The sequence below is a fragment of the Blautia massiliensis (ex Durand et al. 2017) genome, from assembly GCF_051861785.1.
GTDB classification, from domain to species: Bacteria; Bacillota; Clostridia; order Lachnospirales; family Lachnospiraceae; genus Blautia_A; species Blautia_A luti_A.
The window spans coordinates 3,503,582-3,521,430 of record NZ_CP146725.1 but is presented as its reverse complement, the minus strand read 5'-3'; the positions used below and the strand labels follow the sequence as shown (position 1 = coordinate 3,521,430).

21 protein-coding genes are annotated in these 17,849 nt (G+C 42.9%); 11 read left to right on the top strand and 10 right to left on the bottom strand.

Features of this window, described 5'->3' with window-relative positions:
- Window positions 1–94: 94 nt before the first annotated feature.
- The 5 genes from V9W66_RS16555 to V9W66_RS16535 form a co-directional block, all read right to left on the bottom strand.
- Window positions 95–388: a hypothetical protein gene (locus V9W66_RS16555; RefSeq protein ID WP_021423282.1), complete on the bottom strand. Its 294-nt coding sequence runs from the start codon at window positions 386–388 to the stop codon at window positions 95–97.
- Window positions 389–434: 46 nt separating this feature from the next.
- Complete coding sequence (locus V9W66_RS16550) at window positions 435–704, bottom strand: helix-turn-helix domain-containing protein (protein WP_144094451.1); 270 nt, start codon at window positions 702–704, stop codon at window positions 435–437.
- A 60-nt stretch (window positions 705–764) separates the two neighbouring features.
- The gene (locus V9W66_RS16545; protein WP_105309327.1) at window positions 765–2,114 is read right to left on the bottom strand and encodes a relaxase/mobilization nuclease domain-containing protein; all 1,350 of its coding nucleotides are present in this window, start codon (window positions 2,112–2,114) and stop codon (window positions 765–767) included.
- A complete protein-coding gene (locus V9W66_RS16540) occupies window positions 2,075–2,404 on the bottom strand; it encodes a plasmid mobilization protein (RefSeq protein WP_105309328.1) in 330 nt (109 codons plus the stop codon). Before V9W66_RS16540 ends, V9W66_RS16545 begins: the two co-directional genes overlap by 40 nt.
- Window positions 2,405–2,668: 264 nt before the next feature.
- On the bottom strand, window positions 2,669–3,022 hold the full coding sequence (locus V9W66_RS16535; protein ID WP_005933802.1) for a helix-turn-helix domain-containing protein: 354 nt from the start codon (window positions 3,020–3,022) through the stop codon (window positions 2,669–2,671).
- A 160-nt stretch (window positions 3,023–3,182) separates the two neighbouring features.
- Between V9W66_RS16535 and V9W66_RS16530 the strand changes: the two genes are divergently transcribed.
- The 11 genes from V9W66_RS16530 (at window position 3,183) to V9W66_RS16480 (ending at window position 11,322) form a co-directional block, all read left to right on the top strand.
- A complete protein-coding gene (locus tag V9W66_RS16530) occupies window positions 3,183–3,371 on the top strand; it encodes a helix-turn-helix domain-containing protein (protein ID WP_025578756.1) in 189 nt (62 codons plus the stop codon).
- Window positions 3,364–4,062, top strand: a complete 699-nt coding sequence (locus tag V9W66_RS16525) for a response regulator transcription factor (protein WP_005933804.1) — start codon at window positions 3,364–3,366, stop codon at window positions 4,060–4,062. The genes V9W66_RS16530 and V9W66_RS16525 overlap by 8 nt, the downstream gene beginning before the upstream one ends.
- A 1-nt stretch (window position 4,063) precedes the next feature.
- A complete protein-coding gene (locus tag V9W66_RS16520; protein WP_144094449.1) occupies window positions 4,064–4,987 on the top strand; it encodes a sensor histidine kinase in 924 nt (307 codons plus the stop codon).
- Between the two features lie 105 nt (window positions 4,988–5,092).
- Entirely contained in the window at window positions 5,093–5,860 is a 768-nt protein-coding gene (locus tag V9W66_RS16515; protein ID WP_021421428.1) for an ABC transporter permease, read from the top strand.
- A 15-nt stretch (window positions 5,861–5,875) separates the two neighbouring features.
- Window positions 5,876–6,799, top strand: coding sequence for an ABC transporter ATP-binding protein (locus V9W66_RS16510; protein WP_021421427.1), 924 nt, complete (start codon window positions 5,876–5,878; stop codon window positions 6,797–6,799).
- Window positions 6,792–7,523, top strand: coding sequence for an ABC transporter permease (locus V9W66_RS16505; RefSeq protein ID WP_021421426.1), 732 nt, complete (start codon window positions 6,792–6,794; stop codon window positions 7,521–7,523). Before V9W66_RS16510 ends, V9W66_RS16505 begins: the two co-directional genes overlap by 8 nt.
- A gap of 8 nt (window positions 7,524–7,531) precedes the next feature.
- Entirely contained in the window at window positions 7,532–8,269 is a 738-nt protein-coding gene (locus tag V9W66_RS16500) for an ABC transporter permease (protein ID WP_005933814.1), read from the top strand.
- Window positions 8,270–8,732: 463 nt separating this feature from the next.
- Complete coding sequence (locus tag V9W66_RS16495; RefSeq protein ID WP_021421424.1) at window positions 8,733–9,173, top strand: RNA polymerase sigma factor; 441 nt, start codon at window positions 8,733–8,735, stop codon at window positions 9,171–9,173.
- A complete protein-coding gene (locus V9W66_RS16490) occupies window positions 9,154–9,414 on the top strand; it encodes a helix-turn-helix domain-containing protein (protein WP_005933821.1) in 261 nt (86 codons plus the stop codon). The genes V9W66_RS16495 and V9W66_RS16490 overlap by 20 nt, the downstream gene beginning before the upstream one ends.
- Window positions 9,415–9,845: 431 nt before the next feature.
- Window positions 9,846–10,049: an excisionase gene (locus V9W66_RS16485; RefSeq protein WP_009905235.1), complete on the top strand. Its 204-nt coding sequence runs from the start codon at window positions 9,846–9,848 to the stop codon at window positions 10,047–10,049.
- Between the two features lie 79 nt (window positions 10,050–10,128).
- Window positions 10,129–11,322: a site-specific integrase gene (locus V9W66_RS16480; RefSeq protein ID WP_055152828.1), complete on the top strand. Its 1,194-nt coding sequence runs from the start codon at window positions 10,129–10,131 to the stop codon at window positions 11,320–11,322.
- A gap of 392 nt (window positions 11,323–11,714) precedes the next feature.
- On the opposite strand, the gene V9W66_RS16475 is transcribed toward V9W66_RS16480, so the two are convergent.
- Genes V9W66_RS16475 through V9W66_RS16455 form a run of 5 tightly spaced genes read right to left on the bottom strand, consistent with a single transcriptional unit; the run spans window position 11,715 to window position 17,421 of the window.
- Window positions 11,715–12,932: a carboxynorspermidine decarboxylase gene (locus tag V9W66_RS16475; RefSeq protein ID WP_144100330.1), complete on the bottom strand. Its 1,218-nt coding sequence runs from the start codon at window positions 12,930–12,932 to the stop codon at window positions 11,715–11,717.
- Window positions 12,932–14,191, bottom strand: a complete 1,260-nt coding sequence (locus V9W66_RS16470) for a saccharopine dehydrogenase family protein (protein ID WP_144094445.1) — start codon at window positions 14,189–14,191, stop codon at window positions 12,932–12,934. Before V9W66_RS16470 ends, V9W66_RS16475 begins: the two co-directional genes overlap by 1 nt.
- 42 nt (window positions 14,192–14,233) lie before the next feature.
- Window positions 14,234–15,091 carry an agmatinase gene (gene speB, locus V9W66_RS16465; RefSeq protein WP_144094443.1) on the bottom strand — a complete coding sequence of 286 codons (858 nt, stop codon included), beginning with the start codon at window positions 15,089–15,091 and terminating at the stop codon, window positions 14,234–14,236.
- 3 nt (window positions 15,092–15,094) lie between these two features.
- Window positions 15,095–15,949 (bottom strand): polyamine aminopropyltransferase, encoded by an 855-nt coding sequence (gene speE, locus V9W66_RS16460; protein WP_144094441.1) that lies wholly within the window; start codon window positions 15,947–15,949, stop codon window positions 15,095–15,097.
- A 5-nt stretch (window positions 15,950–15,954) separates the two neighbouring features.
- On the bottom strand, window positions 15,955–17,421 hold the full coding sequence (locus V9W66_RS16455) for an aminotransferase class I/II-fold pyridoxal phosphate-dependent enzyme (RefSeq protein WP_015524484.1): 1,467 nt from the start codon (window positions 17,419–17,421) through the stop codon (window positions 15,955–15,957).
- Between the last annotated feature and the right edge of the window lie 428 nt (window positions 17,422–17,849).

The following is a 17,849-nucleotide window of genomic DNA, read 5'->3' as shown; positions in this document are numbered from 1 at the left end:
AGGCGATACAGAATACCTTTTCCATTAAAATTAGGGTTCTACTGCGTAACATTTTAAAATCAGTATCTATAAAAGAACAGGGTGCGGGAGGTCATTACTGGCTTCCTGCGCCCTGTTCTTTTTGTGTCTGACTGTCTTTATCCTGCATTTCCGGCTTCGGCTGTAATTCTTTTTCTATCCGGTTCCGGTAATGGGTTTTCCTGCGGTAAAAATATTTTGTTACTTCCTGTTCCGGCAGCCATATCCCCGCTGCTTCTATCCGTTCCATAACAGCGGCAACGATTTCCCGGTTGTTGCGTTTATGCGGCTCCTGTCCCTTTTCTATCCAAAGGCGGCGGTATTCTTCATAAAGCCATGTACTGATAGTTTCTTTTTGCCGTTGCTTCAAATGTCGGAACTGCTTATCTGTCCGCAGCAGCTTCCCGTCTACCTTTTTATGATTTTTTGTCCCGATTTCTTTGTTCCTCTCTTTCCATTTCTTCAAGGGGAAATTGGGGGAGGGCTTCTATCAGCTTCATTGTGATATACTGGCGCATATCTTCATCAATTTCCAGTTTGAATGTTCCGTCCGGCTGACGTTTCTTTACAGATGCCTGCCTGTCGATTTCGTCCTTGTAGCACATAAGCACCTTTTCCACCGCCCATGTTTCTCCGGCAACGGCGGCGCGTATGGTTTCATAATCGGGTATTGTTTGGTCTGCCATGTTTTCACGCTCCTGTCTGTATTGGAATACCTTTATCCTACCACGCTTTTATAGATATTTCTACTGTAAGTGTTCGGCTTCCCTGCCCCGTTCCGGTTCTTTTTCCAGTCTTAAAATACTGTCTATGTTCTGTTTGATAATGTCGTATTCCTTGACCTGTTTTTTCAGCTTATCATAATCAACGTAAAGGGCTTCTTTCTGCGCTTGGAGCTTCCCGTATTCTTCCTGCATGGCAGCGAGATTGGGGAGTTTGGTAATGCCCGCCGCTTTCAGTGCCTTTGCCGCTGCTTCATGGAGTATCAGACCGCTTTCCTGCTTTGCCCGGTATGCGTCCTTATCCTTTGCCTTGCGGTATGCTTCATAGACTGGTTTTGTCTTTTGATAGGTGGCAACGTGCTTCATCAGCACCGTCATATCAGCAAGACGCTTTTCCACATTCTTTAATGCGTCTGCTTTCTTTTCATTTTCCGCATTTATTTCCTCAATCCGGCTGACTAAATCCGCGTACTGCTCAATCTGATGTTCCGTCAAGAAATTCATGGTCTTTGCCGCCAGTTTCAGATTATGGATTTTCGCCCACTGTTCATACCCCCGGCTCTCTTGTGCCTTGATACTATTTTCAATGTCGATAAGCAGCGATACGCCGCGCTGCTCTTTGGGAGCTTTCGCCGCCTTTGTGCGTTTGCCCTCTATCCGTTCTCTGATTGCTTCCTCTGTATAATCTGCACCGAGAGTTTTCAGACGGGTAAAGCGTTCCTGTCCGGGAGCGCGGCAGGAGATATATTTTCCCGGCTTTATCTCATAGCCCGCAGCTTGTAACCGCTGCAACAATTCTTCAAAACTTGCCACTTGGGGGATAAGCGTATCAACGGCAATTTTTAGCTTGCCTTTCCAACTTGTACCGACCTTTTCCGCTTGATATTCTGCATAGCTTTTTCCCTTGCTGCCTTTGCCCGGAACGACGACGGACAGCCCGTTTTCCCGACACAGCTTATCGCTCATATTCCGTATGCCGTAGTAGCTGCGCTTATTGGAATTGTACTTATGGTAGTCAACAAAGTTGACCGCGCAAAAAATGATGTGGTTATGGATATGCCCCTTGTCTATGTGGGTAGTTAGGACGTATTCGTGCTGTCCCTTTGTTGCTGCGTCGGCAAGCTGCTTTCCGATTGCATGGGCTTTCTCACAGTCCACCTCTCCCGGTTCAAACGATTGTATCAGATGAAAGGCTAAGTTGTTCCCTTTCTGCCGAGCCTGCGACAAAGTATATTCAAACTCAATATCTGCCGTTTCATAGCTGCACCCAAAGGAGGACACAAGTGTTTTCCCGTCTGTCTTATCCGGGTTTTGGATATAATCAAGGGCTTTGCTCAACGTGCTTTTAATAGGCTTAATCTTTGTAACCGCCATATCTCCGCAAGCACCCCCTTTATTTCCTCTATGTCCTCTTGGTAGACGCTGCCTGTCGCATTGACACGCTTTGCAATCTGATTGATGTTGACCCCGATTTTCTGTATCTCCGCTGTCATGGCTTTTATATCGCTATGGTCTGTCTGAATGATATAGCCGTCAATGGCAATCTTGCGAAGATACGCCGCCATGTTTTGGGTAGGGACGAGCTTCATTTTCTGCTTAATCAATGCCCGTTCTTCCTCTGTTACATAGAATTTGATTTGTACTTTTCTTTTGCGTCCGTTCATGCAATCGTTCCTTTCCATTCCGAGGGTTTGGGACACTTCCCAACAAGCAATTTTTAACCGACGCACCGCAGGGCGGGAGGGCGAAAATACGGAAAAGGGTACTCTTTTCCTATGCTTGCTAAGAAAGTTTTTTATCTTTTATGTCCTTATTTCCCTCTACGGAGAAAAAACCATTTTGCCGAACTTATGCAAAAGAAAAACGCTGCAATCTCAAAAAAGATTACAACGCTTCCGAAAATCCATATTCAATTTTGCCGGACGTTTCTATTTGTCCTCTTTTTCGACTTCTGAAATTTCCTTTGCGGTTGCTGTTACAATCCGTATGCCGTTATCGCTCATATCATCAAGCAGAGCGTCGAGCTGCCGCCGCTTTGTATCTTTTCCGACGGGCGTATCTAAAAGAAACTGGTCTACGGATATATTGTAACGGAGCATAAGCTCAAAAAAGATTTGCAGACTGGGGTGCTGTCCTTTATTCTCAATATTCGCAAGGTAGCGAGGGGAAATATACATTTCATCACTTACCTGTTTGCGGCTTTCCTTGCGTCCTGTCCGCGCAGCTTTTATCGCTTCTCCAAAGGCTTTGAAGTCATATTTTTCTACTGGTCTTTTTGCCATATTTATTCACCCAGTTACATTTTACTGTTCCCCTTTCTTCTTGGATATGTCTATACAGTTCCACTAATTAGCCATAATAATTCATATTTATATACTTGCTATTATTCGTATGTCCGACTATAATTATACTGATATGATTTGTAGAAAGGACTTGGGTGTTATGGAATATATGTCTTGCCCCGAAGCAGCGAAGAAATGGGGAATTTCTGAAAGGCGGGTACAGGTACTTTGCAGAGAAAACCGCATACCGGGTGTTTCAAAACTTGGATATATGTGGCTGATACCAAAGGACGCTGAAAAACCGATTGACGGGAGAACAAAACGAGGAAAGGAGCTGCACCATGAATAAAGTTTTGATTATAGATGATGATAAAGAGCTTTGCGCTCTTATGAAAAAGTGCATAGAGCAGGAAAAATTATCAGCCGTAACTGTATATAACGGTATTGAGGGGGTTCGTCTAATTGATGAAAATAAAGATAGCTATTCCCTTATTATTTTGGACGTAATGCTGCCGGATATAGACGGGTTTCAGATTCTCCAAAAAATTAGAGATACAAGCAATATCCCGGTGCTTATGCTTACTGCAAAAAGCAGCGAAGAAGATAAGGTTTTCGGTCTGCGACTGGGAGCAGACGACTACTTGACAAAGCCATTTGGTATTAACGAGCTTTTGGCGCGTGTCAATTCCCTTATCCGGCGATATACCACCTTAAACCCCTTTACGGCAGACATAGACAGCATATCGTTGAAAGATATGGTAATTGACAAATTAAATCGTACAGTTACGGTCAAAGATATTCCCGTTTTGCTTACAGGAAAAGAATTTGATTTACTTCTCTTTCTTGCTTCCAACAAAGGACGAGTATTTACCAAAAAACAAATTTATTCACAGGTATGGGAGGAAGAATACGCTTTTGATGATAGCAATATTATGTCTTTTATTAGCAAATTAAGGAAAAAGATTGAGCCAGACCCCGACCACCCCTTTTACATTTTAACTGTCCGGGGTGTCGGCTACCGTTTTAACAAGGAGGCGTAACATGGATATAAATGTTTATCTTTTCATAGTGATAGCCCTTATGCTGCTTATTATTATGTATCTCCTTTTTGTCTTACGGCGTGTGCGGACACAGCTTGCGCTGATAAAAGACGCCTTAGAGGATATAAAGGGCGGGAATTTGAACCGACGTATTTTAGCAGGCGAAAACGATATGACAAAAACAATTTGCTATGACATTAACAAAATAGCAGTAAACAGTCAGGCGCAGCTTATACGGCAAAGACAATCTGAACAGGCATATAAACGGCTGATGACAAGTCTTTCACATGATGTAAAGACCCCGCTTGCTTCTCTTGTAGGTTATCTGGAAGCGGTTGAAAACAAAATTGTTATTGGAGAGGAAAAGGACGAATATATCCATGTCGCACATGAAAAAGCCCACTATATGAAATCCTTTGTGGAAAATTTGTTTGAATGGGTAAAACTGGATTCCGGAGAGCAGATTTTTCATTTTGAAAAATTTGACCTTAACGAGTTATCCCGCAACATTATAGCGGATTGGATTCCCGTCTTAGAAAGCAATCATTTTGAATATGAGTTTGTCATACCCGAAACAGAGTATTTTATTCACATAGATGTAAACGCATATACCCGCGTACTTAACAATCTTTTTCAAAATATTATTATCCATAGTGCGGGAGATAAAATGGCACTGCATATTTGTGAAGATATACAACAAGCTAAAATTATAATTTCAGATAATGGAAAAGGAATAGCTCCCGATAAGCTGCCACATATTTTTGAAAGAATGTACCAGTGCGACCAGTCGCGGTCTGCAAAGGGAAATGGTTTAGGACTGGCGATTGCTAAAGAGCTTATCAGTGTTCACAAAGGAACCATTACCGCTGAAAACAGCTCTGATAAAGGGACTGTATTTACTATATTGCTTCCCGAAGCCCTGTAAATAATGCGGGGCTTTCCTGCTATAAAACAAGAAAAAAGCAAGGTTTCGGCAAGGTTATGGCAAGGTTGATACTATATAATGGGAGGTAGAAAGGAGGAAAAGACAATGACTATCATTTCTACTGAAATGCTGAAATGGAAACGCAATAAGACAGTCTTAGGTATCTTTATTCTAACTGCAATTTTAGGAATATTCGCAGTTGAACGTGCTTTCAGTATATCAAGAAGTAGCTCACTAATGAATAGTTTTAGTGATTTATACACATTGGCATTTAAGAACCTTACAAGTTTGTTTCTGCCTATTGTGTTGAGTATGTTTGCAACCACATTGTTCTTTGATGAACAGAAAAATGATACCTTAAAAGGACTTCTGATTATTCCGATTTCCAAAACGCAACTTTATTTTTCAAAGATAGCAGTGGTAATTTTTATGTCATTAGCACTATGTCTGCTTACTTTTGCAATCTGTATTCTTGGCGGCTTTCTTGCAGGCGGCTTTACAGATTTGAATACGGAAACAATTTTACAGGCGGGATTATTATTTTTAGCCGGTGGCGTGTTAGTTCCACTTGCAATGCTCCCCGTTATTTTTTTAGCAACATTGGCAAAGGGATATGTTCTACCGATTGGGGCTGCATTACTTTATCTTGTGCCTGTCGTGCTTATTCCGTCGGGGATTATGGGACTGCACCCACTGGCGAGTGTTATGGGAATTTATCCCTATATTTCATCTGACGCAGCAGAAATGGTTAAGAAATGGGCGGGAGGAATAGAAATAACTATATCTCCGAATATCTGTTTAATTTCTCTTTTGGTAATTGGAAGTATTTCAGCCATTGTTTCCGTACTTGCATTGCGGAAACAGACCTATTGAAAGTGAGGATATATGATGAATAAATATGTAATTGAAACAAAACAACTGACAAAAACTTATGGAGAGCAAACGGTAGTCAATTCTGTTAATATCCATGTGAAACAAGGACAGATATATGGGCTGTTGGGGCGTAATGGGGCGGGTAAAACCACAATTATGAAAATGATTTTGGGGTTGACCGATATTACTTCCGGCGAAGTAGACGTATTCGGTCAAAATATCAAAGGGAGGGAAAAAAGAGTATATCCCCGGATTGGTGCTATTATTGAAACACCCGGCTTTTATCCGAATTTAACAGGTACGGAAAACTTGGAGATATTTGCAAAACTGCGCGGTACTGCTGCGCCAAATGCAGTAAAAAACGCCTTGGAGATTGTCGGTCTGCCTTATCGGGACAAAAAATTGTTTAGCAAGTATTCTCTTGGAATGAAGCAGCGTCTTGGAATAGCAAATGCTATTTTACATGACCCTGAACTGCTAATCTTAGATGAACCCACAAACGGTCTTGACCCGATAGGCATTGCAGAAGTAAGGGACTTTATTAAGACTTTAAGTATCGAGCGCGGAAAAACAATTCTTATTTCCAGTCATATTCTGTCCGAAATTGCACTACTGGCTGATGACATCGGCATTATTGACCATGGTGTACTACTGGAAGAAAACAGCATGAATGAGCTACAAAAGAAAAACAGTAAGTATATACTTCTGCAAGTTTCTGATATACCGAAAACTTCTCTTGTTTTGGAAAGGCAGTTTGGGGTTACCGAATATTCCGTACAGGACGAACACACCCTGCGGATTTATGACACTTCGTTGGATATGGCTGCTGTCAATAAAGCTCTTGTGGTACAGGATATAGCTGTTATCAGTTCTCAGCTATGCAATGATACATTAGAGGACTATTTCAAAAAAATCACAGGAGGAGAAGGAATTGCTTAGGCTGATACAGGCAGAGTTTCTTAAACTGCGTCGAAAAAAATTTATTGTGTTAATGCTGTTATCCGCTCTTTTCATGCCACTTCTTGCAGTTTTTTATTTCAGAAGTGCTGATAAAACAGTTATTGAACCATTACAATTTTATAAGTGGACTACATTCAGCTATACAGCTTGGATTATACTTCCTGTTGTATTGGGTTTGGTTTCTACTATGCTCATGTATGACGAAAATCAAAACGATATGCTCAAACAGTTGTGGATTATACCGATTAGCAAGACAGGATATTTTTTTAGCAAATTTATTGTTGTACTGTCTTATTCCGTTTGTTTTATGTTGCTTACAGCCATAGCGTCTGTATTTTTCGGTATGCTTCCCGGTTATATAACCTTTGAATGGAATAGTATCAGTTATCTATTTAAGAAATGTATTGAAATCGCCATACTTACCGCATTTTCCATATTACCACTTTTAGCGGTTGCAGCTGCCGGGAAGAACTATATACTCCCTGTATGTGTGACACTGGTTTACACCTTTCTTAGCTTTATTTTGCTTATGGTTAATATGTACCTACACCCTCTATCCAGTGCAACAGCAATTATCATGCGAGATATTCCCGGTGTTATTTTGGCACAGGAAGTCAATATTCCGGCTGCACTTTTTTGTATCGGTATATGGACTATTGTTTCTATCGTATTTGCGTACATTTCCTTAAAGCATAGAAAGTGAGTGATTGAATGATGAAAGAATTGATTTGGGCAGAACATCAAAAACTCCGACGTTCAAAAATTGTGTTGGTCGCCATATTCGCAGTTATTATGGTTGCAATTATTGTTTTTACTCAAGGGCAGTTTTCTTTTGGGGAAAAACGCTATATAGATGACGCAGGGTGGTTTATGAACGCAGCACAGTCTTTAGCAACTTTTTTTGTTCTTCCTGCGGTTATTGCACTTTTGGGGAGCTATATGATTTGTCGTGAGGAACAAGAAGATACTATTAAATCATTACGTTTAATTCCTATAAGTGAAGCTAAAATGACGATTGCAAAATTACTTATTACTTTTGCATTTAGCGTACTCTTTTATTTGCTGCTTTTCGGCATTACATTTTTAGTTGAAGTTATTTTACATTTTAGGGGCTTGTCTATCAAAATGATTTTAAGTTTTTTCAAAATCTATTTACTTGACGGCATTGGGATTTTCTTTGCTATTGCACCTGTTATTGCGGTTGTATCAAGAATAAAGAAAGGCTATTGGCTTGCTTTGATTTTTACAGTAATTTATTCTTTTGCAGGATTATTCACAAGTATATCCGATGTTCTTTCGGCTTGCTATCCTATTACTGCTACATTCAATATTTCCGGCTATTATTCTGCCACCTTTGGAGAAATCATTATTAGCCTTATGAGTTTGTTCTTTTGTGGATTGTTTTCTGTCTTGATTTTAATATCTAAAAAAACAATCAAAAATAAGTAATGATACAACCAACATCTGCCGGACGACGGCAAAGAAAAAAAGCCGTCGCAGAGCAGCCATATTTTCACGCGCCTATTCTATTTCGGCGGCTTTGATTTTCAGAGCCGCCGTTTCTTTTTGTCTGTACGACGACCCTTAACCATGTAGACATGGCGGCTTTAGGAGGTAGCCGCCATGAGTTATAAACCACAACAACAAATTCTTACATTCTTTGATTTATCAAAAAAAGCCCGACCGCCACCGGGGATATTCCTACCCTTAGATATGAACTATTAAATCATCTAAATACTTTTTATTATTCCTATGCGCCTGTCCGCGTTTTTTTGCGGACGGGCGCATTTTGTATGCTTAAAAAAATTTTTGAAAAAATTTCCGAAAATATTTGGCATTTTTTCAAAGCTCCGTATTACCCCGCGAAAAGGGGGAAGCACCACCAACTTTCAACGAGAAAGGAGGTGAGAATGTGGAACCTAATAGCAGGGAGTTTTATAAGCAATGTTCTTTTCAGAAGTATTGCAATGCGGTATTGCACAATGAAGCGTGCGACGCTCATAGAGAGCTTCGTACACATAAGGCAAAGGAAGTAACCTTTTCCGACATGACCTTAGATGAAGCGCGACAGCTACATACCTTTGATGAATATTTCAAACGGGAAACTGCTGAAACCGTCTTTGAAAAAGCCGGAAAGAAAATCACGCCGAAGTTGCTTCTTGAAGCAATCCGTACTTTGCCGGAAGAAAAGCGCAAAGCCATATTGCTGTATTATTTCGAGGGAATGAGCGATACAGAAATTGCAGAGTTGCTCAATACACCGAGAAGTACAATACAGTACAGACGGACAAGCTCTTTTGAACAATTAAGAAAATATTTGGAGGAAAATGCTGATGAATGGGACGAATGGTAATCAACCCGGCTACCCTGAAAATGCCCTTGTTCCTTATCCTGTCATTGTGGCAGCGACAAAGGGCGACCCGGACGCTATGAAAATGGTCTTGCAGCATTTCAGCGGTTATATAGCCCGTTTATCCATGCGAAAGTTATATGACGAGCGTGGAAATGTTTATTTTGGTATAGACAACGACATTCGGGAACGGCTGCAAGCCAAACTGATGATGGCTGTCCTCAATTTTAGAACAGAGAAATAACCGCAATCGGCGGTGGAACGTCTTTACTCCCCCTTTTCCGTTCCGCTGCTGACGCGGCAGCACAGCCATTTTGAACCTTGACAAAGAAAGCGACGCAAGAGAACGGCGACGCAGCATAAGGCAAATCGGATACGTTCCTTTTGTGCCGAGCCATGCGGTGGGTACGCCATGACCTTTTTCTTAACCGAAAAGCGAGCGAGAAATACCACACCGTAAAGTAGGGATAGCACCCTGCGGGCGATAACGCACAGAATATATAATGATACTTCCTTACAGCCATAGTCCGAGCGTTAGAAGCGTCGCAGGCAATGGGTAGGGCTTCGGCAGACCGCCGGAGGGGTGCAACTCCCATGAGGTTACGCTAATAGCCGTCCGATTAAAGCCTATGTCACAGATTGATTTTTGACCCGTTAAGAAAGGGGGACGACAAATTGAACAATAACGACGTGCCGATTTGGGAAAAGTACACGCTTACCATAGAAGAAGCAGCAAAATATTTCCGTATCGGAGAAAGCAAGCTGCGGAAACTGGCAGAAGAAAATCCCGTCCCGGACTGGGTAATGATGAACGGAAACCGTATTCAGATTAAGCGTAAGCAGTTTGAAAAAATGATTGATACGGTGGACGCAATCTGATAGTGAAATCGAGCCTTGAATGTGGTACAATGTAGTCAAGCATATCAAGGCTCTTTCCATTATGGAAAGGAGCATAACGATGTCGGAAAAAAGACGGGATAATAAAAATCGTATTCTCCGAACCGGAGAGAGCCAGAGAAAAGACGGAAGATATGCCTACAAATATATAGATACCTTTGGGAAACCGCAGTTTGTTTATTCTTGGAAGTTAGTGCCTACGGACAAAACCCCGGCAGGAAAGCGCGACGATATAGCGTTGAGGGAAAAAGAGAAAGAAATCCAAAAAGACCTTGACGACGGTATCGACCATATCGGAAAGAAAATGACGGTCTGCCAACTCTACGCAAAGCAGATACGCCACCGGGCAAATGTGCGGCATGGTACAAAGCAGGGGCGAAAACAGCTCATGCGGATTTTGCAGGAGGATAAACTTGGAGCCTGTCGGATTGAAAATGTGAAGCTCTCCGACGCAAAGGAATGGGCGTTACGCATGAAAGAAAAAGGTTACGGCTTCAAGACTATTAACAACCACAAGCGTTCCTTAAAGGCTGCCTTTTACACAGCCATACAGGACGATTGTATTCGTAAAAATCCATTTGACTTCCAGTTGAACACCGTCCTTGAAGATGATACGGAACCAAAGGAACCTCTATCCCCTACGCAGGAAGCGGCTTTTCTGTCCTTTGTGCAGCATGATAAAGTCTATCAGAAATACTACGACGAGATTATCATACTGTTAGGGACAGGGCTTCGCATTTCGGAACTCTGCGGACTGACGGAAGCTGACATTGACTTAGACAAACAGCTTATCAATGTAGACCACCAACTTTTGAAAATTGCAGACGTGGGCTACTATGTGGAAACACCTAAGACGAAAAGCGGCAACCGGGTTATTCCTATGAGTGAAAAAGTGTTGGAAGCATTTCAGCGGGTGCTGAACAAACGGAAATATGCACAGCCTATTATTTTAGAGGGCTACACAAAATTTCTGTTCCTTAACCGGAACGGCTTGCCAAAAGTGGCGGTCAACTATGAAAGTATGTTCCGAGGACTTGTGAGGAAATACAACAAAACGCAAAAGGTAGCATTGCCAAAAGTAATGACACCGCACACCTTACGCCACACATTCTGCACCACGTTAGCAAATGCGGGAATGAACCCCAAAGCATTGCAGTACATCATGGGACATTCCAACATCAATATGACGCTGAACTATTACGCGCATACGACTTCCGAAACGTCGATAACAGAAATGAAGCGGCTAATTGCATAAGTAGTAAACGGAGAATTTACTACTCCACATACTACTTTTGAACATCAAAACATACGGGGATATAAGAAGATTTGAGAGTATCTTCCATAACAAAAAATGCCGGAAAAGCCTGTAACAATAGGCTATACCGGCATATAAGAACTTTTGAAAAGATAATCAAAAATTACTTTGTGATTTTTCCCCAAACCTGTCAAATTATCTTAACTAAATGCAGATCCACACCTTTTTGAAACATGAAATAATCCCAGTATTTCCTGTATTTATAACACCAATAGCTACACCATGTCAGATTATGATCATTGGACCAGACTATATAAAAAATGGTGTTGGATATTATGTTCAGCACCATTTTTCATTAAACCTGTCAATATTATTTTTCAAAAAAACTGCTCTTATTTCCTGCAGCGTCCAAGTCTGCCTTTAAAATCTTCATACCCAAAATCAGTAAGACGTTCCATGGTTTTATCGCCATGTCTCAGCCATATATCAGGCAAAGGCATTCCATTAAAGGTATTGTTCTTGCAGGTTGTATAAATGGCCATATCACCAAACATGAGGATATCTCCGTACTTCAACGGCTCTGAAAAGCTGTAATCTCCTATGATATCTCCTGACAGGCAGGTTGGTCCTCCAAGCCGGATTGTGACTGCATTTTCTCCCGGTTCATCTGCTCCAAGAAGAGGAGGACGATAAGGCATTTCCAGAACATCCGGCATATGACAGGCAGCACTTCCATCCAAAATTGCAAGCCGGGTATCACCATTTTGCAGCACATCCAGAACAGTTGTCAAAAAGAATCCTGCATTTAAGGCCCATGCCTCTCCGGGCTCCAGATAAACATCTACCTTCCATTCTTCCTTTGCTGCTCTAATGCACTTCTCAAGCCGTGCAATATCATAGCCTGGTCTTGTAATATGATGTCCTCCTCCCAGGTTCAGCCATTTCATCTGAGAAATCAGATCTCCGAATTTCGTCTTTACTGCTGTAAGAGTAGTTTCCAGATCAGAAGAGTCCTGCTCACAAAGGGTGTGAAAATGAATACCATCCAATAATCCGATCAGCTCCGGATGCTTTCTCACAGCAGTCTCCCACTGTGCTCTTGTGGTACCCATGCGGCTGCCTGGGGCACAGGGATCATAAATAGCATGTCCCTCCTGGGTAGAGCATTCCGGATTGATCCGAAGCCCTGCACTTTTCCCGGCCTCCTTCACTCTTTTTCCAAAGCGAAGAAGCTGAGAAGGAGAGTTAAACACTATATGATCTGCAAAGCTAAGCAGCTCCTCAAATTCATCCTCACGATATCCGGCGCAAAATACATGCACCTCTTTTCCGGGCATCTCCTGGGCACCAAGCCTGGCTTCGTACAGTCCGCTTGCTTCTGTTCCTGTCAAATATGGTTCCAAAAGAAGATAGCAGTCATAATTACTGAAAGCCTTCTGTGCCAGGAGCATTTTGCAGCCTGTTCTCTTGGCAATATTCCCCATTAATTCTGCATTTTTTATAAGCGCCGCTTCGTCGAGAACATAACAAGGTGTTTTGATCTTCCGCAGCTCCGGCGGAATAATTCCGCCGGACGCTGCAAAGGGTGGTCTTGTATCTGTTCTTTCCATTAATCCACCAGCTCCGGATTATGATTTTCGCTGCGTGGAAGTCCATATTTGTCAAGTGCTTCCAGGAACGGATCCGGGTCAAATTCTTCTACTGTGTACACTCCCGGGCGGATCCATTTTCCGGTAAGCATCATTAATGCTCCGCACATAGCCGGAACGCCTGTCGTATAGCTGATTGCCTGACTTCCAACCTCTTTATAACATTCCTGGTGGTCACAGACATTATAAATATAATAGGTTTTCTCTTTTCCATCCTTTACCCCGGTGAAAATGCAGCCAATATTAGTTTTTCCCTTAGTACGTGGACCCAGGCTGGCCGGATCCGGGAGAAGAGCCTTCAAAAACTGGATAGGAACGATTTCCTGTCCATTATAGTTGATCGGAGTAGTAGAAAGCATTCCCACATCCTCCAGACAGCGCATGTGATCCAGATAGCTCTGTCCGAAGGTCATAAAGAAACGGATTCTCTTTACACCCGGAATTGTCTGGGCAAGGGACTCGATCTCCTCGTGATGCAGAAGATACATATCTTTATCGCCGACCTGATCAAAATCATATTCCCGCTTGATCGCCATCGGAGGAATTTCCACCCAGTGTCCATTCTCCCAGTAGCTTCCGGGCGCACTTACCTCACGAAGATTGATTTCCGGATTAAAGTTGGTTGCAAATGCATATCCGTGGTCTCCTCCATTGCAGTCCAGAATATCAATGGTATCGATCTGGTCAAACTCATGCTTTAATGCATATGCACAATATGCCTGGGTAACACCCGGGTCAAAGCCGCAGCCAAGAAGTGCTGTAAGTCCTGCCTCTTCAAATTTCTTCCGGTATGCCCACTGCCAGGAATAATCAAAATATGCGGAAAATCCCGCTTCCTTGCAGCGTTTTTCGTAAATAGCACGCCATTTGGGATCATCCGTATCCTCCGGCTCATAGTTTGCCGTATCCATATAGTTTACACCACATGCCAGACATGCATCCATAATAGTCAGATCCTGATACGGAAGCGCAATGTTCATTACCAGATCCGGTTTGTAACTATTGATCAGCTGGATCAGCTGGTTTACATCATCCGCATCCACCTTTGCGGTGGTAATAACTGTTTTTGTTTTTCCTTCCAGTTTCCGGGCAAGTGCATCACATTTTTCTTTTGTCCTGCTTGCTATACACAGTTCTGTAAATACAGTATCTGCCTGACAACACTTCTGAATTGCTACACTGGCTACTCCGCCGCAGCCGATTACAAGTACTCTGCTCATGTTTTTTGTCTCCTTTTTTATACTCAATTCTCGTAACTGTTTTTATTTTGCCACCGCCAGCAGCAGTTCCCTGACCACCTTACATGCTGTAGCTGTGGAAACACCGCTTGGATCCAGCATAGGTGCCAGCTCATTGACATCTGCTCCCACAATATTTAATTCTGATACCTTCCGGATAGCAGCGAGCAATTCAAGGAAGCTTACGCCCCCTGCCTCCGGTGTACCGGTTCCCGGAAATACAGATGGATCCAGACAGTCCAGATCAATGGTAAAATATACCGGAACCTGCTTCCTGGCCAATTCCTGTACGGTTTCTTCCAGGTCTTCAAAGGTAAAGGGATGAAAATCTGTATGCTCTTTTGCAAACCGGAATTCTTCTCTCTCCCCGCTTCGGATACAAAACTGATGTATCCTCCCATCTCCCAGAATATCATAGCATCTGCGGATAACACACGCATGACTTAAATGGGCACCAAGATAATCGTCTCTTAAATCTGCGTGCGCATCAAAATGAATAATATGAAGTCCCGGATATCTCCCGGCGACAGCTCTCACAGCAGCCAGTGTCACCAGATGCTCTCCCCCCAGAAGCAGCGGCATTTTTCCCTCTTTCAGGATTTCCTCTGCACGATCCTGTATATCAGCAAGCGCCTTTTCACTGCTGCCGAAGCAAAGCTCCAGATCTCCACTGTCAAATGCCCGGATATCCATAAGATCTCTATCCTGATAAGGGCTGTAGGTTTCCAGTCCAAAGCTTTCATGACGAATGGCAGAAGGACCGAACCTGGCTCCCGGACGAAAGCTTGTGGTCGAATCAAAGGGAGCTCCGTAAAGAACAATTTCTGCTTCCTCAAAGCTGCTGTCACAACCGATAAAATTTTCAATATTTGGTAAGATCATAAATCAGTCCTCCACCTCCTGAAGCATTTCCTCCAGAAAAGCCGGAAGATAAAATGCACCTTTGTGAAGCCTTGTAGTATAGTAACGGGTGCGAAGATTCAGTGAATTCCATGCCTTCGAATCCAGGTCATCCACAGGATGATATTTTTTACTTGCAAAGCCAAACAGCCAGTAGCCGGCAGCAAAGGTAGGAATATGAGCCTGGTAAACGCGGCTGATCTGGAAAGTACTGGCAATTCTTTTGTGACTGCGCTGCATGGCATGCGCATCCTCGGAATAAAAAGGACTTCCCTGCTGATTAACCATGATTCCATCCGCCTTCAGCGCATTATAGCAGTTTCCATAAAATTCACGGGTAAATAATCCCTCCGATGGGCCAAAGGGATCCGAAGAATCTACAATAATAAGATCATATTTATTTTCGCAGCGGCGTATATATTTCAACGCATTTTCATAATGAAGGTGCACTCTCCTGTCATCCAGCCTGCAGGCATTTCCCGGAAGATATGCGCGACAGGCTTCTACTACCATAGGATCCATCTCTACCAGATCAATATGGGTGACACGGTCATACCTGGTCAGTTCACGTACAACTCCGCCGTCTCCTGCTCCGATCACAAGAATATCTTTAGCTTCTTTGTGAATAGCCATAGGTACATGCGTGATCATTTCGTCATAAATAAATTCGTCACGCTCTGTGAGCATTACATTACCGTCCAGTGTGAGCACCCTGCCAAATTCCGGTGTCTCAAAAATATCAATTCTCTGATAGTCACTCTGCTTTGAATAAAGCTGACGGTTTACCCGGATACTATGCTTCACATCCGGTGTATGAAATTCCGAAAACCACATTTCCATTTTCTTTACCTCCCTGCCAGTACGTTTAAACGCAATATATCCGGATCTTCAGGGCCTGTCATATTGCATCCTTTTGCCTTGGCATATTCAATATAATCCAGGATTTCCGGAGTGATTCGTTCCCCCGGAGCCAAAATCGGGATTCCCGGAGGATAACACATTACAAACTCGCTGCATACTTTGCCTTCGGTTTCTCTGAGAGGAAGGCTGCATTTTTCTGCATAAAAAGCTTCCTGAGGACTTGTCACTACCTGAGGATCGATATATTCCTGATCCAGCAATCCTGATTTATCCTTCTGGAATCGTCTGCGGATCTCCGCAAGAGCACTTACCAGCCGCTCTATTTCCTGGGCACGATCTCCGATCGACAGATAAGCCAGAATATTTCCAATATCACCAAATTCGATCTGAATATCATATTCATCTCTCAGTATATCGTAAACCTCGATCCCTGCAAGTCCGATATCCAGGGTATGTACACTTAATTTCGTAATGTCAAAATCAAAAACCGAATCTCCATTCACCAGCTCTTTTCCAAATGCATAATAGCCGCCAATAGCATTGATCTCTTCCCTTGCATACTCTGCCATATCTGCTACCTGATGAAAAATCTGGCGTCCTCGCTGTGCAAGATTCCGGCGCGAAATGTCAAGACTTGACATCAGAAGATAGCTGCCGGAAGTAGTCTGAGTCAGATTGATGATCTGACGGACATAACCGGCATGAACACCTGGTCCTGTAAGAAGAAGGCTGGACTGGGTCAGGCTTCCGCCGCTTTTATGCATGGATACAGACGCCATATCTGCACCAGCTGCCATTGCCGAAACCGGCAGACCTCCGCCAAAATAAAAATGAGTTCCATGTGCCTCATCTGCCAGACACAGCATTCCTGCTTCATGAGCCATGCGTACAATTGCGCGAAGATCACTGCAGATTCCATAATAGGTGGGATTGTTCACCAGCACAGCCACCGCATTTGGGTGCTCCTTAATTGCCTTTGCCACCTGTTCACGTCGCATTCCAAGAGAAATCCCAAGTCTCTGATCCACCTCCGGATTCACATAGACCGGGATTGCTCCGCACAGAACCAGCGCATTCAGCACACTTCTGTGGACATTTCGGGGAAGAATGATCTCATCTCCCCTCTTACAGGCAGTTAGCACCATAGTCTGTACTGAGCTTGTAGTTCCTCCAACCATAAGAAATGCATGCGCTGCCCCAAAGGCATCTGCGGCCAGCTCTTCCGCCTCCCGGATCACGGATACAGGATGACAGAGATTATCCAGCGGCTTCATGCTGTTTACATCCACACCTACACATTTTTGTCCCAGAAATTCAGTAAGCTCCGGATTTCCTCTCCCTCTTTTATGTCCCGGCACATCGAAAGGTACTACTCTCATACGCAGGAATTTTTCCAGAGCTTCATGAATTGGAGCATGATTCTGGTCCAGTTTAAAACGACTTCTGTTCATTGCTTCTCCATTTCCAGTTCCTTTATCCGCACAAAAAAAGCAGGCCGATACAAAACCGTAAACCTGCTTAGATCATTCTTCCTGATTTTATTTTCATCGCATATAAATATGAGAATCCCCATATTTACATGAGATCAGAATCCGGATGATATATGTCAGAGTCTATATAGCAATCATACTTTTACTACTCTTATTGACCGTTTCACAAGTCTGCGCAACAGGCGCATGACGGTTATCAAAGGAACCAACTTATAAAATTTGAGCTTCTAACTCAATCAATAAGGCAACCAAAGTTACCATCAGCGGCAGTGGACCCGGCTGTCCGTATGGCCTTGACCCCAAAATGGAGTGATCCAAAATAATTGCTTTGAAAAGACTCTTTCTTGTCCTTCAAAATCTTCATAAGCATAGCATATCTGAAAATTCAT

Coding starts and splice junctions, on each gene's coding strand:
- V9W66_RS16550 (WP_144094451.1), bottom strand. CDS start 704: ATGGCAGACCAAACAATACCCGATTATGAAACCATACGCGCCGCCGTT.
- V9W66_RS16545 (WP_105309327.1), bottom strand. CDS start 2,114: ATGGCGGTTACAAAGATTAAGCCTATTAAAAGCACGTTGAGCAAAGCC.
- V9W66_RS16540 (WP_105309328.1), bottom strand. CDS start 2,404: ATGAACGGACGCAAAAGAAAAGTACAAATCAAATTCTATGTAACAGAG.
- V9W66_RS16535 (WP_005933802.1), bottom strand. CDS start 3,022: ATGGCAAAAAGACCAGTAGAAAAATATGACTTCAAAGCCTTTGGAGAA.
- V9W66_RS16530 (WP_025578756.1), top strand. CDS start 3,183: ATGGAATATATGTCTTGCCCCGAAGCAGCGAAGAAATGGGGAATTTCT.
- V9W66_RS16525 (WP_005933804.1), top strand. CDS start 3,364: ATGAATAAAGTTTTGATTATAGATGATGATAAAGAGCTTTGCGCTCTT.
- V9W66_RS16520 (WP_144094449.1), top strand. CDS start 4,064: ATGGATATAAATGTTTATCTTTTCATAGTGATAGCCCTTATGCTGCTT.
- V9W66_RS16515 (WP_021421428.1), top strand. CDS start 5,093: ATGACTATCATTTCTACTGAAATGCTGAAATGGAAACGCAATAAGACA.
- V9W66_RS16510 (WP_021421427.1), top strand. CDS start 5,876: ATGAATAAATATGTAATTGAAACAAAACAACTGACAAAAACTTATGGA.
- V9W66_RS16500 (WP_005933814.1), top strand. CDS start 7,532: ATGATGAAAGAATTGATTTGGGCAGAACATCAAAAACTCCGACGTTCA.
- V9W66_RS16490 (WP_005933821.1), top strand. CDS start 9,154: ATGAATGGGACGAATGGTAATCAACCCGGCTACCCTGAAAATGCCCTT.
- V9W66_RS16480 (WP_055152828.1), top strand. CDS start 10,129: ATGTCGGAAAAAAGACGGGATAATAAAAATCGTATTCTCCGAACCGGA.
- V9W66_RS16475 (WP_144100330.1), bottom strand. CDS start 12,932: ATGGAAAGAACAGATACAAGACCACCCTTTGCAGCGTCCGGCGGAATT.
- V9W66_RS16470 (WP_144094445.1), bottom strand. CDS start 14,191: ATGAGCAGAGTACTTGTAATCGGCTGCGGCGGAGTAGCCAGTGTAGCA.
- speB (WP_144094443.1), bottom strand. CDS start 15,091: ATGATCTTACCAAATATTGAAAATTTTATCGGTTGTGACAGCAGCTTT.
- speE (WP_144094441.1), bottom strand. CDS start 15,949: ATGGAAATGTGGTTTTCGGAATTTCATACACCGGATGTGAAGCATAGT.
- V9W66_RS16455 (WP_015524484.1), bottom strand. CDS start 17,421: ATGAACAGAAGTCGTTTTAAACTGGACCAGAATCATGCTCCAATTCAT.